Origin of the sequence: Ruthenibacterium intestinale, assembly GCF_040096265.1 — a bacterium.
Classification (GTDB): domain Bacteria; phylum Bacillota; class Clostridia; order Oscillospirales; family Ruminococcaceae; genus Ruthenibacterium; species Ruthenibacterium komagatae.
The window spans coordinates 1-15,122 of record NZ_JBBMFA010000116.1 but is presented as its reverse complement, the minus strand read 5'-3'; the positions used below and the strand labels follow the sequence as shown (position 1 = coordinate 15,122).

Below are 15,122 nucleotides of genomic sequence, written 5' to 3'. Positions count from 1 at the left end.
GCCGGCCTTTTGATTTTTATTCCACTTCCTGGGTCCAGCCCATCTCGTCGGGGATTTTGCCCCACTGGATGCCCGTCAGCGTGTCGTACAGGCGCTGCGTCACAGGGCCGGTCTGGAAGCCGTTCACCGTGGCGATCTCGCCCTCATACCGCAATTCGCCCACAGGGCTGATGACTGCGGCCGTACCGGTGCCGAACACCTCTTCCAGCGTGCCGTTCTTGGCAGCCGCCATCACGTCGGCAATGGGCAGGCGGGTCTCGCAGTCCACTTCATAGCCCCACTTGCGCAGCAGCTCAATGCAGCTCATGCGGGTGATGCCGGGCAGAACCGTACCCACACAGGGCGCTGTGCGGATGACGCCGTCGATTTTGAAGAAGCAGTTCATGCTGCCCACTTCTTCCACGTATTTGCGCTCCACGCCATCCAGCCAAAGCACCTGGCTGTAACCCAACTCGTGGGCCTTGACCTGGCCCGCCAGGCTGGCCGCGTAGTTGCCGCCGCATTTGATGAAGCCCGTGCCGCCGGGTGTGGCGCGCACATATTCATCCTCTACGTAAATTTTCACCGGGCTCATGCCTTCCTCGTAGTACGCACCGGAGGGCGAAGCGATGATGATAAACTGATAGGTGTTGCTGGGTTTTACGCCCAGGTGTGCCTCGGTGGCAATGGTGAAGGGGCGCAGATACAGGCTGGTGTCCGGCTCGCTGGGCACCCAGTCCTTGTCCTCATGGACCAGCGCACGCACCGCCTGCACAAAGTCTTCCACCGGGATCTCCGGGATGCACAGACGCTTGTGGGTGGACTGAAGCCGCGCGGCGTTCTTTTCCGGGCGGAACAGCAGCACACGGCCGTCCGCCGTGCGGTAGGCCTTCATGCCCTCAAAGCTCTCCTGTGCATAATGGAACACCATGGCCGCCGGGTCCAGCGAAATGGGATGATACGGCTCGATGCGGGGCGAATGCCAGCCCTGTCCCTCGGTATAATCCATCACGAACATGTGGTCGGTGTAATAGGTGCCAAAGCCCAGCTTGGTCTGGTCCGGCTTTGCCTTCGGCGTCTGTGTTCTCGTCACTTTGATATCCAACATATGGTTCCCCTCTTTTTCTGTTTAACGATTAAACTCATTTTAGCGCGGTTTGTCTCATATTACAAGAGAAAACACACAAAAATCGCAGATATTTATGATATAATGAAACCACCAATCATACAGGGAGAAGAAAAAGATGCAGATACAGGCAGTTTTATTTGATATGGACGGGCTGATGATCGACACGGAACGCCTTTCGGACCAGATTTGGTGCGAAATCGGCGCCCGATACGGGCTGACCATCACCCCGGCGGACACCGCGCTTCTGCGGGGACGCAACCGGGCAGGCGGAAGAGCCGCCTTTTTGAAGCGCTTCGGGCCGGATGTGCCCTTTGACACGATGTGCGACGCGGTGGTCGGCCGTTTGACCGCGCTTCTGGCCCGCAGCGTTCCTCTGATGCCGGGCCTGACAGAGCTTCTGGAAGCGCTGCGCAGCCGAAACGTTCCCATGGCGGTGGTCTCCTCCACTCACCGTTCTCTGGTGGAAAACAACCTGCGGGTGGCAGGCATCCGGGACTTTTTCAGCGAACTGGTGTGCGGGGACATGGTACGCCGCTCCAAACCCGCGCCGGATATTTACCTGACGGCCGCCAGACAGCTGAACATTCCGCCCCAGGCCTGCCTGGTTCTGGAGGACAGCTACAACGGGGTGCGCGCCGGTGCAGCGGCAGGCTGTATTACGGTGATGGTCCCCAACATGGACCCCGCCACGCCGGAGATGGAGCGGCTTTGCCGCTGCATTGTACCCAGCCTGCGGGAAGTTATTCCTCTTTTGGATCAGGACCTGTGAGGCCTGCCAGCCAGCAGGCTTCTTCGCACAAATTTTTCAGCCGGTCGGCCCTTTGGGGGTCAGCCGGTTTTTTCATGGTTTCTTCCAGCTGCTCCAGCAAGTCCGCAAACTCGTTTTCCAGCGCGTCTTTTCCCTCTTCTTCCGCTTTGCGAAGCGCTGCGCACAGGCGCTCCAGCGGGGGGCGTTCCTCGCCCCGGGCACGGCCCAGGCAGGCGCCCGCCCGCTCAAACAGCGGGCTCCAGGCCGACGGGAACTGCTGTTCCAGTTCTCTTCCCCGGCGGATTCCCTGCGCCGTGCTGACCAGTACAAACAGGAACACTGCCGCGCCGGCCAGACACAGCAGATGGAACAAAAGCAATGCAGAAGCATTTTCCGGCAGCACACGGGCCAGACCCCAGCCGCCCACCAGCGCCAGCAGACCGTATCCGGTGCATACCGCAGCCGCACCCACACGCACCAGGCGGCTTTTCGCCCGGGCATCTGCCGCCCAGGGGCCCGCAGATGCCGCGCAGGCCGCCCACAGGGAGGCTGTCAGACACACTTTTCCGGCGGGCAGATGCAGCGGACAGATCAGCACCGACAGCACACCCGCGCCCAACAGGGCGCCCGCACACACTGCCAGACGTTGTTTCAAATTCATTTTGGGGCCTCCCTTCCGTTTCCCTGCCATTATACAGGATTTGCCCCTGTTTTTCCACACCGTTCCGTTCTGCACAAAAAAACCCGGCAGCCAAGCTGCCGGGTTCTGTTTTGGAAAATTATTCGGCAATGTCCGCATACTGGAAGTACCAGTAGCCGTACGGAGAGTGCCAGCTGCCGGTGATCTTGTCGCTCTGCAGATAGTAGTCATTGTAGAACGCGACAGGGATCATGCCCGCGTCAGCCATGATGATGTCTTCCGCTTTGTGCAGAGCGGCAAAGCGCTCTTCCACATCGGTGGTGGTGCGGGAGATATCCATCTGTGCATCGTATTCGGCGTTGGAATATTTGCCGTCGTTGTTGCCGTTGCCGGTGTAGAACAGGTCAAACATGGAAGAAGGATCGTTGTAGTCGAAGACCCAGCCGTTGCGGGCGGTGTCGAAGTCGCCGGCGCGGCGGGTAGCGGTCACGCTCTGCCACTCAGCAGTCTTCACTTCCATGGTGATGCCCAGCTCGCCCCAAGCCTTCTGCAGGTACTCGGCCAGCGCTTTGTGATAGCCCTGATCGTTTACCAGGTACTCGATGACCGGGAAGCCTTCGCCGTTGGGATAGCCGGCGTCCGCCATCAGCTGTTTTGCTTTCTCCAGGTTGGCCTCAAAGTCCGCAGGATCGGTGCTGATGTACTCTTCGCCGCCATTGGCATTCTCCATGAAGGAGCTGCCGTCCGCATCGGTGATGCCCGGTCCGATCAGGTTGCCGGCGGGGCTGTAAGTGCCCTGCATGATGGTGTTGGCCACATAATCGCGGTCGATGGCCAGGCTCAAAGCCTCGCGCACGTCACGGTTGTTGAAGGGCTCTTTCTCGGTCTGCAGGCTGATGTAATAGGTGCCCAGCAGCGGATCGACATAGAAATCGTCGCGGCCTTCCAGGCTGGCCATTTCCTCGGTGGGAACGGATTTGATCATCAGAGCCTCGCCGGTCTCATAAGCAGAGAGAGCGGCGTTCATGTCTTCGATCAGCAGGCATTTGATGCTGTCCAGCTTGATGGAGTCCGCATCCCAGTAGTTGGGGTTCTTGGTGTAGGTGATGTGGCTGCCCGGCACCCACTCGGTCATCATGAACGCACCGCTGGAAACATAGGTGGAAGGATCAACGGCCCATGCGTCGCCGTTGGCCTCGACCGTCTCCTGCTGCACAGGGCTGGAAGCCACGAAGGAAGCGATTTTGTCAAAATAAGTGCAGGGCTGGCCCAGCTCTACCACAAAGGTGTTCGCGTCCGGTGCGGAAACGCCCAGCTCGCTGGGCTCCATCTCACCCGTGGAGATCTCGTTGAAGTTTTTCACCATGCCCAGAACGGTCTCCGCATAGGGAGCCGCGGTCTCGGGGTCCGCCATGCGCTGCCAGCTGTAGACAAAGTCTTCCGCGTTCAGCTCACTGCCGTCGGACCATTTCAGGCCTTCGCGCAGATGGAAGGTCCAGGTCATGCCGTCTTCGGACTCTTCCCAGCTCTCTGCCAGGGCAGGAACCACGTTCAGGTCCTCGTCCACACCCAGCAGGGTGTCAAAGGCAAACAGAATCATGTTGGCGCCGTCGATGGCACTGTTCAGCGCAGGGTCCAGGGTCTCGGGGTCCGGTCCCAGCTGGACAACCAGCTGTTTCTCGCCGGACGTCGCGGCTGCACTGGTGGTGCTGCCGGATGCGCTGGAGCCGCCGCAGGCGGTCAGGCCCAGGCTCAAAGCCAGGACGCAAGCCAACAGAGCTGCTAATTTTTTCATTGGTAACTCCTCCTCTTGCTACTTTCCTTTTTCTCTATCCTCGCCGTTTTAGATGGGAGAGGTGTACTTTCTATTATAGCTTTCATACGCTGAATTGGAAGAGTTTTATTTTGATTGTCACCATTTTGGAACAAAGATTGTATATATTAAACATACAATATCTGAAAATTGTTTCTGATTTCTCTGTTTTTTCTGATAAATTTCACACTTTTTGATGAAACTGTATTTCTGTAAGATACAGTTTTTGCAGACGTTTCCCGGCAAACGACAAAAAGCCGTCCCAAAGGACGGCTTTTTGTGTACATTTTATTTTTCGTTCAGCAGAACAGGATAGGCTGTTTTCTGCCCGAAGTTCGATACATACTCCTGCGCACGGGCACATCGTTCTGCGTCTCCGCAGCGGCGGGCAGCCAGCGCCAGGCGGTACTGCACGTCCAACTTGTGAAAAGGCGAGCGGCTGGTTTCAAAATCCTTTTCCATCGCTTGCAGATTCACACGTTTTCCCCTGTGAATGGCCAGGCACAACTCCAGATAGGCCAGTGTATGGCGCGCTTTTGCAGAAAAATCCTTGCCGCAGGCACCGGAATCCACCAGGCGGCGCAGTTCATCCATACAGCTTTGCGCTTTGTCCGGATTGCCCTGGGCCAGCCAGCAGGTGGCCTGGTTGCCCAGCACAAGGCCTTTTGTCTCCGGTGTTTTCGGGCCGGTGGGAATTTCGTTCAGAATTTCCAGCGCCCGATCGGGCTGCCCGGCGTAAAGCCAGCCATTGGCCAAATGCACCAGCAGCGTGCTGCGCGGCCCGGCGTTCATCGGGGCGTTTTTCAAAGGTTCGGCGGCCGCCAAAAACGCTTTGGGGTCCAACTGCTCATATAAGAGCAACAGGCGGGACTGATACTCCCGGGTGGCGATCATTCTGGCCAGATACAGCGCGATGTTAACTCCCACAAAGGCAGCAAGCGCCGTCAGCAGCAGATGGGTGAACGTATTCTGCCCGGTTCCGGCCCAAAACCAGGTCGCTGCGCCCGCAGCTGCCCCCAGCAGCGCGCCGCCCAGCCAAGCCGCACGGCGGCTTTTTGCAAACGCGTTGATCATGTTTTCTCGCTCCTTCTCGCGCGCTTTGGGAGGCACACTGCGGCCCGGGGAAAATCCCCGGACCGCAAGGGTATGCCGGCAGAGCTGCGCGGTTTTTGTTGCTTTGGTCAGGCCACAACGCCCAACAGCGTGAGCACAGCCAGCATGGCAAACGCCACGATGCCGCCCAGAGCGTTTGTGGTCGTGAAGTATTTCAGGCCCTGCTTGGTGTCAAAGCCGTACAGGGAGGTGAAGATCCAGAAGCCGCTGTTGTTTACGTGCCAGCCCACCATGGAACCGGCGCCGATGGCCAGAGAAGCCACCACCGGACTCATGCCCAGAACCGGAATCAGCGCGGCCATCAGGCCGGCAGCGGTCATGGACGCAGTGGTCATGGAGCCACAGACCGTCATCAGGATAGCAGCCAGCAGGAAGGGAACCAGAATCGCCGGGAAGTTGGTATTGGCAATGGCATTGCCGATGGTCTGAATGGCCTCGTTCTCACGCAGGATGCCGCCCATTGCGCCGCCCATTGCAGTGATCAGCAGAGCGCTGATGGCAATGTTCAGTGCGCGGCCCACCCAGTTGTTCATGACGATTTCAAACCAGCTGCTCTTTTCCGTCAGCGCGCAGCCGTTGCCGTCCTGATTGGCTTTGTCCACAACCTTTTTCTTGCGGCCGGCCACCAGCAGGCCCACAGCGATAATGCCGCAGAACAGGGCCAGAACAGTGTTTCCGAAGGTATCAAAGAAGGTGTAAGCGCCGCTTCCCTCTTCTGCGAACAGTTTGCCGATGGAACCCACGGCGATCATCACGGCGGGCAGCAGCAGCGGCAGGAAGGAAGCGCCTGCGCTGGGAGTGTTGTCCTCACGGATGAGCAGTGCATCCACGGAAGAGCCCTCTTCCACGGACTCGATGCCCTCGGTGTAGGAAGCCAGCGGCTCAATGTATTCACACTTTGCATAAATGGGAGACAGCACAAAATAGCACACCGCAAGGGAGACCACCGAGCAGACAAGGCCCCACAGGATCACGGTGCCAATGTCAGCGCCCAGCAGCACAGACACCGCCAGGATACCGGGTGTGGGAGGCACCAGGCCGTGGGTCAGCGTCAGACCCAGGTTGACGAACGGCGCGACCTGCGTCATGCTCATTTTTTTGCGCTTTGCCAAAATGGCGGAAATGGGAGCGTTCAGGATGATGGCAATGTCGCCGAACACGGGGATGCTCATGATGAAGCCCGTCAGCGCCGGAGCCAGTTCCAGACGTTTGCCCTTGAATTTGCGAATGAAGAAGTTGACCATGCTGGTGGCCGCGCCGGTATCACTGATACCGGCCGCAATAACGGCGCCGAAAATAATCATGACGCCGATGCTGCCCAGCGTGGAACCGAAATAGCTTGTGATGGAGCTGAAGGTATCGACCAGGCCCTTGCCGGATGCCAGGCCGCAGAACGTGGCGGTCAGGAACAGCACCATGACCGGATGCATTTTAAACTTCAGCGTCAATACGGTGAGGATGATGATCGCAACGATCAGCATGCCCACAAATGCGAGTGGTGACATAAGATTCCTCCTGATCTGATTGGATTTTTAAGGTTTCGCTTCTCTGCCGGCGGAAAATATCGAAAAAACAACCGATCACAGACAGCCGTTGGCTTCCAGCGCGTGATGCGTGGTGCGCCAGGCGTTCTCGATCACCCATTCCGGCGTTTTCTGCCAGTACTCCGGGCGGAAGGTCTCCACCGAGGCGATGCCCTTGTAGCCCGCGGCTTTCAGCGCCTGCAGGAAACCGTCGGTATCCACCGCGCCGGAGCCGCAGAAGCAGCGTTTGTCCTGACCGCGCTGGTCCTCGGGCACATCGTCGGCACTCATCAGGTGCGCGGCGAAAATCTTTTCGGGCTGCACGGTGCCGATGGCCGAAAAATCGTTGCAGCCTCCGTTGAGGAAAATGTTGTACGAATCAAACACAAATCCCACGTTGTCCCGGTCTACCGCACGGACAATGGCGTCTGCCTCGGCAACGCTGCGCACACTGGAACGCTCAAAGCCCACCAGCTCGAAGCACAGGTTCATGTCGTAGGGGCGGGCCAGCTCCGAAAGCTTTTTCAGGATGCGCACGCAGTTTTCAAAGGTCTCCTCCCGGGTCCCCACAAAGGGTCCGCCCAGCGGGTCGCGCTGAAGCGGCGGCACAATGATGAAGTAATGGCTGCCGATGGCCTTGCCCACTTCGCAGCCCAGCCGAAACTCGGCCAGAAGCGCCGCCTGTTTTTCCGCGTCGTCCCGTTCGCTGAGAAATTCGGGATATAAGTACAGCGCATTGAAGGCATGGGGCCGCAGGCGGCTGGTTTTGAAAAACGACGCCAGCTCCTCCACGGTGTGCCGTGTCAGATAATCCGTCAACATATCCAGACGGATCTCAATGCAGTCAAAGCCCGCTTTTTCACACAGTTCCAGGTCTTTTTCCAGAGTGGAACAATCTTTGGCGCAGGCCTCGTTGTACGATACAAGCATGGCCTTTCCTCCTTATTTCAGCGGAAATTTCACAACGCAGTTGTCTTTGGTGCTGCGGTAGATGGCTGTAAACAGCTCCACCGTGCGGCGGCCTTCCCGGGCATCCACCAGAGGCTTCGTGCCCGTCTGCACTGCGTTCAAAAAGTCTTTGATCTGTTCGTTGTGATAATAGTACATGGAGTCCACGCTGTTGAAGAAGTCGCTGTCCGCCTTCTTCCACGCATCCAGCATTTCCGCCTCGCCCGGCACCGTCCACAAGTCGTTGACCGGCGGTTCGGTGATGCTGGACATACCCGCGATGAACATGGCTCCGCCGTCGGTCTGCACGCCTGCCGCCGCGCCGTTTTCACCGAAGATGTGCACTTTTCCGTACAGGGCAGGGTTCTGGCTGTTGCTGACCACAATGTTGCCCACGCCGCCGTTTTTAAACTTGACCACGGCCACGGCCGTGTCCTCCACTTCAATATAAGGATGGTTGAGGTTTTTCCACACGCCGTACACCTCATCCACCTCGCCCATGTACCACAGCAGCAGGTCCAGCTGATGGGGCGCCTGGTTCACCAGAACACCGCCGCCCTCGCCGTCCCAGGTGCCGCGCCAGGGATCGCTGTTGTAATAGGCCTCGTCCCGCCAGCCAAGCATGGTCACCATGCCCAGCACCGGGCGGCCCAGTTTTCCGTCCTCGATGGCCTGATGGATGCGCATGCAGGGGCGATAGAACCGGCGCTGCACCATGGTTCCCACGGTCACACCGTTGCGGTCCTGCGCCTCGATGATGGCATCGCAGTCCGCCAGGCTGGAAGCCAGCGGCTTTTCCACCAGCACGTTGCAGCCGCAGTTGGCGGCCGTCACGGCCGGATTGGCATGCAGCGGATGCGGCGTGCACACGCTGACCACATCCAGATGCTCCTGGCGGCACATCTGCTCTACATCGGTGTACGCTTTTACACCGTAGCGGGCGGCGAACGCCTCAGCCCGGTCCCGGTTTGCATCGCACACCGCCGTAAACGCGCTGTTGGGCAGGTTGGCATACGCTTTCGCGTGGAAATCGCCCACTTTTCCGCAGCCGATGATTCCTGTTTTCAACTGTTCCATGCTCTCTCTCCTTATTTCATATAGCCGCCCTTCATGGGGCCGACCGCGTGTTCCGAGTAAATTTTCAAAACGCCGCTCTTGTAGCGGGCCGGCTTGGGCTCCCAGGCTGCCCGGCGTTCGGTCAGAATGGCATCCATCTCCTCGGGGGTCTTGCGCTCCCCTTTCACGCCCACAATGGCCAGCACCCGGGCGGGAATATCAATCTGGATCAGGTCGCCCTCTTCCACCAGAGCGATGGGGCCGCCCTCTGCAGCCTCGGGTGAAACATGGCCGATGGCCGGCCCTTTGGACGCGCCGGAGAACCGGCCGTCGGTGATCAGCGCAATGCTCTTGCCCAGCTCCTCGTCGGAAGAGATGGCCTCGGTGGTGTAGAACATCTCCGGCATGCCGCTGCCCTTGGGTCCTTCGTAGCGGATGAACACCGCGTCGCCGGGCCGGATGTCATGGGCCAGCACCGCTGCAATGGCGTCCTCCTCGCAGTCAAAGGGACGGGCCCGCAGAACAGCCTGGTGCATCTCGGCGGGAACCACCGAGTGCTTTACCACCGCGCCTTCCGGTGCCAGATTGCCCCGCAGGATGGCGATGGTCCCCTTGTCGCCGATGGGCTGGTCGTAGGAGCGGATAATGTCCTCGCGCTTCAGCCCTGTCTTTTTCAAATAGGACGCGCAGGTCTCGTAATAATCGCTGTTTTTCAAGTCGTCCAGATTTTCACCCAACGTCTTGCCGGTCACGGTCAGGACGTCCAGGTGCAGGATACCACGCAGCTGCTCCATGATGGCAGGCACACCGCCCGCGTAGTACACATACTCGGAAGGCCAGCGTCCGGCAGGGCGAACATCCAGAATGTAATGTGCGTTTTTGTGAATACGCTCGAAGGTATCCGCGTCGATCTCAATGCCAAACTCATGAGCAATGGCCGGAAGATGCAGAATGGCGTTGGTGGACCCGGAAATGGCCGCGTGCACCATAATGGCGTTTTCAAAGCTCTTTTTGGTCACGATGTCCCGGGCAGTCAGCCCCATCTCGGCCAGCTTCATGGCCTGCCGGCCGGCTTTGCGGGCCACATCCCGCAGGTCCTGGCAGGTGGCCGGCAGCAGCGCCGAGCCGGGCAGCGCCAGACCCAAAGCCTCGCTCATCACCTGCATGGTGCCCGCTGTTCCCATGAAGCTGCACGCCCCGCAGGAGGGACAGGCGTTGTGTTTGTAATAGGTCAGCTGCTCTTCGCTGATCTCGCCCCGCTGGCACATGGCGCTGTAGGCGCCGATCTGCTCCAGCGTGAGCAGGTCCGGACCGGCTTCCATGACGCCGCCCGTGACCACCACCGCCGGCAGATTGGTGCGGCCGATGCCCATCAGCAGGCCCGGCAACCCCTTGTCACAGCTGGCGATGAATACACCCGCATCGAACGGCGTCGCGTTGTTGTGAATTTCCACCATATTGGCGATCATGTCCCGGCTGGCCAGAGAATAGTTGATGCCGTCGTGTCCCTGCGCCTGTCCGTCACAGATATCGGTGGAAAAATAGCGTGCAGCTTTTCCCCCTGCTTCGGCCACGCCCTGGCAGGCCAGGTCCACAAATTCCAGCAGATGTGCGCTTCCCGGATGGCTGTCTCCAAAGGTGCTCTCCACCAGAATTTTCGGTTTATCCAGATCGCTGAGCTTCCAACCCATTCCCAGGCGGAGCGGGTCCATCTCCGGAGCCAGCTTTCTTACTTCTTCACTGCGAAACATATACCGTTCTCTCCTTATCATCTGACATCTGACGTCTTATGTCTTTAGGCTTAGAATATCAATGTCCTCGAAAAATGTCAATGCTCCGTTTAAAAAATTGGTTAATGTCACAAAATCGCCATCCCGTTTTTATGAAAACCACAGAAAAAGCGTTCCACTCAGCGGTCTCCCCTACAAAATATGCCCCGGCGCGTGCGGGAATGCACAAATAAAAAAGACGGTCCTGCGCATAAATGCGCAGGACCGTCTGAAAGTTTGTTTTACACATCGTCGGGGATGGCCTCAATGCTCCGCTTGTTATCCACCAGATGCTGCCACATGGCATCGTAAGCAGCCTGCGGGTCCCGGGCGCGGATGGCGTCCACCACCGCCTGATGGGTTTGAATGGTCTCCATTTTCACCTGCTGCCGGGTGATGTCGATGAACAGGGGAATCGCCTCATTCAAAATGGGGATCAGGTTGGGAATGACACTGTTGCGCGTACAGGTGGCGATCAGGGTGTGCAGCTCCCGGTCTTTTTCGCCGTAGTTCTCCCCTGCATAAATCTGGTCACGGATCTCGTCGCACAGTGCCTGCATCTGATCCACCTCTTCCGGGGTGGCGTTTTGGGCAGCCAGCATGGCGATTTTCGGCTCGATCATGAACCGGATCTCGCACAAATCCAGCCCCAGCTTTTTCTTGCCGGGGATAAACTTCAGTCCCAGGGGATCCGCCGCCACGCCGGTCTGTTCGCACACGAACGTACCGTTTCCCCGATGGATCTCCAGCACGTTCTGGCTGACCAGCAGCTTGATGGCCTCCCGCACGGTGCTGCGGCCCACACCCAGGCGCTGAGCCAGCTCATACTCATTGGGCAGCCGGTCTCCGGGTTTGAAGACGCCGTCCACAATCAGCTTTGTAATTTCATCCGCCGCCAGAACCGGCAGCGGCTTGTTGTTCTGTTTGACTTCCCTGAACAAATAACTTCCTCCCCAAACGCCCTCCAGGCTGCAATGCAGCGTGTTCATTATACAATAAAGAGGCGGCGCACGCAAGGCGCCGCCCGGTTTGTCACGCCGCCAGATCCGCGGTGTGGAAGAACCAGTAGCCGGAGGCAGAATGCCACACCCCGGTCAGATCCGGGCTCTGCATCCAGTAGTCGTTGTAGAAAGCCACCGGTACGAAGGGCATGTCCTCCATGAGAATGTCCTCGGCGGCATGCATGGCTGCAAAGCGCTCCTCCACGTCGGTGGTGGTGCGTGCGGTCTCCATGCAGGCATCGTATTCCGGGTTGGAGTACAGGCCGATGTTGTTGCCGTTTTCCGTGCAGAACAGGTTCAGCAGGCAGGAAGGATCGGCATAATCACAGCTCCAGCCCGCGAAGGTCACGTCAAAGTCGCCGCTGAAGTAGGAATCTACCAGGCTCTGCCACTCGGCTTCCCGCACTTCCACCGTGATGCCCAGCTCACCCCAGGCACTTTGGAGATACTCGGCCAGCACTTTGTTGTAGCCGGAGTCCACGATCAGGTATTCCACCACCGGGAAGCCTTCGCCATTGGGATAGCCCGCGTCCGCCAGCAGCTGCCGGGCTTCCTCCAGATTCGCCTGCGCATCCGCGGGATCGGTGCTGATGTACTCTTCGCCGCCATTGGCGTTGTCCTGGAAGGGAGTGACGCCGTCCGCATCGGGAATACCCGGTCCCACCAGGCTGCCCGCCGCGCTGTAGGTATTCTGCATCAGATTTTCCGCCACATAGCTGCGATCCACCGCCAGGCTGAGGGCCCGGCGCACGTCCGCATTGTCAAAAGGCGCCTTCTGCGTCTGGAACACCAGATAATACAGTCCGGTGTTGGGCTCCATGTGGAAATCCGCGTTCTCCCGCAAAGAGGGAATCTCCTCTGTGGGAACGCTGATCACCAGATCCGCCTCGCCGGTTTCATACGAGGCATACGCGGCGTTCTCGTCCGCGGTCAGAAGGAACTTGAGGCCGTCCAGCTTCACCGAATCCGCATCCCAGTAGTGGGGGTTTTTGGCGTAGGTGATATGGCTGCCGGGCACCCATTCCGTCATGGTAAACGCGCCGTTGGACACGTAAGTGGACGGGTCCAGAGCCCAGGCTTCGCCGGCCTCTTCCACCACGGTTTGGCACACAGGCGCCGAGGCGATCACCGAAACCACCTTGTCAAAATAAGAGCAGGGATATTCCAGTTCCACCACAAAGGTGTTCGCGTCCGGGGCCGAAACGCCCAGCTCGGCGGGGTCCATCTCGCCGTAGGAAATGGGTTCAAAATTTTTCACCGCTTCCAGCACGGTGGCAGCATAAGGCGCAGCGGTATTGGGGTCCGCCATGCGCTGCCAGCTGTACACGTAATCCGCGGCGGTCAAATCGCTGCCGTCGGACCATTTCAGGCCCTGGCGCAGATGGAAGGTCCAAGTCATGCCGTCCTCGGACACTTCCCAGCTCTCCGCCTGGCCGGGAACAATCCGTCCCTCCTGGTCCACACGGGTCAGCGCTTCAAAGGAATGCAGCAGCATTTCGGCGCCGTCCACCGTGCTGTTCAGCGCAGGGTCCAGCGAATCCGGATCCGGGCCGAACTGCACCACCGCCTGCTTTTGTGCCGAAGCAGACGCCTGGGCTTCGGATGAAGGCGCGGACGAGGACGATGCCCCGCCGCAAGCGGTCAGGCTCAGGCTCAGCGCCAGAACTGCCGCGATCCATTTCAGATGATGTTTCATGAGATCCCCCTTGAATTTGATAAAATCCTCCATTTTTATTATACCGAAAACTCCCGTCAATGCAAGAAAAAAAGCCGCCTCGGAACGAGACGGCTTTGAAAGAAGACTTACTCTACGATATCTGCATACTGGAAGTACCAGTAACCGTACGGAGAGTGCCAGCTGCCGACAACTGCGTCGCTCTGCAGCCAGTAGTCGTTGTAATAAGCCAGAGGAATCATGGCCATGTCATTCATCAGAATGTCCTCGGCGGCATGCAGCGCGGTGAAACGCTCGTTCACATCGTTGGTGTTGCGCGCGATGTCCATCTGTGCGTCAAACTCCGCGTTGGAGTACTGACCGTCGTTGTTGCCGTTGCCCGTGTAGAACAGGTCCAGCAGGGAAGAGGGATCGTTGTAGTCGCAGCTCCAGCCGTTGCGGGCGATGTCGAAATCGCCGGCGCGGCGGGTTGCGGTAACGCTCTGCCACTCAGCCACTTTGACTTCCAGCGTGATGCCCAGTTCTGCCCAGGCGCTCTGCAGGTACTCGGCCACCGCCTGATGATAGCCTGCATCGTTGGTCAGATACTCGATCACAGGGAAGCCCTCGCCGTTGGGATAGCCGGCGTCTGCCAGCAGCTGTTTGGCCTCGGCCAGATTCGCCTCAAAGTCCGCGGGATCGGTGCTGATATAGGGCTCGCCGCCGTTGGCTACATCTTCAAAGGGAGTGCTGCCGTCCGCATCGGTGATGCCGGGGCCCACCAGGCTGCCGGCCGGCGTATAAGTGCCCTGCATCACGGTGTTGGCCACATAGTCGCGGTCAATGGCCAGGCTCAGCGCCTTGCGCACATTGGGATCGTTCAGGGGCTCTTTCTGGGTCTGCACGCTCAGATAATAGGTGCCCATGATGGTGTCTACATGGAAGTCAGCGCTGTCCTTCAGGCTGGGGATCTCCTCTGTGGGAACGCTCTTGACCATGTGGGCCTCGCCGGTCTCATAAGCAGAGTAAGCGGCGTTTTCGTCCTCGATCAGCAGGAAGCGGATGCTGTCCAGCTTGATGGAGTCCGCATCCCAGTAGTTGGGGTTCTTGGAATAGACAATGTGGCTGCCGGGCACCCACTCGGTCATGTAGAAGGGACCGTTGGAGACGTAAGTGGAAACATCCACTGCCCAGGCGTCGCCGTTGGCTTCCACGACGTCCTTTTTCACAGGAGCGCCGGAGATGAAGGAAGCGATTTTGTCAAAGTAGGTGCAGGGCTGGCCCAGTTCCACCACAAAGGTCTGCGCATCGGGTGCGGAAACGCCCAGCTCGCTGGGGTCCATGGCACCGGTGGTGATCTCGTTGAAGTTCTTCACCATGCCCAGCAAAGTCTCCGCATAGGGAGCTGCGGTGGCGGGGTCCGCCATACGCTGCCAGCTGTAGACAAAGTCCTCAGCGGTCAGATCGCTGCCGTTGGACCATTTCAGGCCCTGACGCAGATGGAAGGTCCAGGTCATACCGTCTTCCGACACGTCCCAGCTCTCCGCCTGGCCGGGAACGACTTCGTTGTTCTCGTTCAGGTTCAGCAGGGTTTCAAAGGAATGGATCAGCATTTCGCCGCCGTCGATGGTGCTGTTCAGCGCGGGGTCCAGGGTCTCGGGGTCGGGACCAAGGTAGTGTCAAGTATTTTTCGCAAAATGGTTTGCAGGCCCTGGCATGAGAGAAGTCAGCCAGCAATGGAGGCATCCT

General features: G+C 58.8%; 11 protein-coding genes and 1 pseudogene. 1 reads left to right on the top strand and 11 read right to left on the bottom strand.

Annotation, left to right across the window (positions count from 1 at the left end):
* Window positions 1-16 precede the first annotated feature (16 nt).
* Window positions 17-1,087 carry a branched-chain amino acid aminotransferase gene (locus tag WMO24_RS15370; protein ID WP_349217263.1) on the bottom strand — a complete coding sequence of 357 codons (1,071 nt, stop codon included), beginning with the start codon at window positions 1,085-1,087 and terminating at the stop codon, window positions 17-19.
* A 136-nt stretch (window positions 1,088-1,223) separates the two neighbouring features.
* Between WMO24_RS15370 and WMO24_RS15365 the strand changes: the two genes are divergently transcribed.
* Window positions 1,224-1,877 (top strand): HAD family hydrolase, encoded by a 654-nt coding sequence (locus tag WMO24_RS15365; RefSeq protein WP_349217262.1) that lies wholly within the window; start codon window positions 1,224-1,226, stop codon window positions 1,875-1,877.
* On the opposite strand, the gene WMO24_RS15360 is transcribed toward WMO24_RS15365, so the two are convergent.
* From WMO24_RS15360 to WMO24_RS15315, 10 genes and pseudogenes are all read right to left on the bottom strand, one after another.
* On the bottom strand, window positions 1,849-2,517 hold the full coding sequence (locus tag WMO24_RS15360; RefSeq protein ID WP_349217261.1) for a hypothetical protein: 669 nt from the start codon (window positions 2,515-2,517) through the stop codon (window positions 1,849-1,851). The genes WMO24_RS15365 and WMO24_RS15360 overlap by 29 nt on opposite strands.
* 118 nt (window positions 2,518-2,635) lie before the next feature.
* On the bottom strand, window positions 2,636-4,291 hold the full coding sequence (locus WMO24_RS15355) for a peptide ABC transporter substrate-binding protein (RefSeq protein WP_349217260.1): 1,656 nt from the start codon (window positions 4,289-4,291) through the stop codon (window positions 2,636-2,638).
* Window positions 4,292-4,597: 306 nt separating this feature from the next.
* The gene (locus WMO24_RS15350; protein WP_349217259.1) at window positions 4,598-5,383 is read right to left on the bottom strand and encodes a hypothetical protein; all 786 of its coding nucleotides are present in this window, start codon (window positions 5,381-5,383) and stop codon (window positions 4,598-4,600) included.
* 107 nt (window positions 5,384-5,490) lie between these two features.
* On the bottom strand, window positions 5,491-6,927 hold the full coding sequence (locus tag WMO24_RS15345) for a GntP family permease (RefSeq protein WP_349217258.1): 1,437 nt from the start codon (window positions 6,925-6,927) through the stop codon (window positions 5,491-5,493).
* A gap of 75 nt (window positions 6,928-7,002) precedes the next feature.
* Window positions 7,003-7,875 carry a sugar phosphate isomerase/epimerase family protein gene (locus tag WMO24_RS15340; protein WP_349217256.1) on the bottom strand — a complete coding sequence of 291 codons (873 nt, stop codon included), beginning with the start codon at window positions 7,873-7,875 and terminating at the stop codon, window positions 7,003-7,005.
* Window positions 7,876-7,887: 12 nt separating this feature from the next.
* On the bottom strand, window positions 7,888-8,970 hold the full coding sequence (locus tag WMO24_RS15335) for a Gfo/Idh/MocA family protein (protein ID WP_349217255.1): 1,083 nt from the start codon (window positions 8,968-8,970) through the stop codon (window positions 7,888-7,890).
* A gap of 11 nt (window positions 8,971-8,981) precedes the next feature.
* Window positions 8,982-10,700 (bottom strand): dihydroxy-acid dehydratase, encoded by a 1,719-nt coding sequence (ilvD, locus tag WMO24_RS15330; RefSeq protein ID WP_349217253.1) that lies wholly within the window; start codon window positions 10,698-10,700, stop codon window positions 8,982-8,984.
* 260 nt (window positions 10,701-10,960) lie between these two features.
* The gene (locus WMO24_RS15325; protein WP_349217252.1) at window positions 10,961-11,659 is read right to left on the bottom strand and encodes a FadR/GntR family transcriptional regulator; all 699 of its coding nucleotides are present in this window, start codon (window positions 11,657-11,659) and stop codon (window positions 10,961-10,963) included.
* 91 nt (window positions 11,660-11,750) lie between these two features.
* A complete protein-coding gene (locus WMO24_RS15320; RefSeq protein WP_349217251.1) occupies window positions 11,751-13,415 on the bottom strand; it encodes a peptide ABC transporter substrate-binding protein in 1,665 nt (554 codons plus the stop codon).
* A gap of 107 nt (window positions 13,416-13,522) precedes the next feature.
* Window positions 13,523-15,046 (bottom strand): annotated as a pseudogene (locus WMO24_RS15315) (peptide ABC transporter substrate-binding protein); the annotation flags it as partial.
* Between the last annotated feature and the right edge of the window lie 76 nt (window positions 15,047-15,122).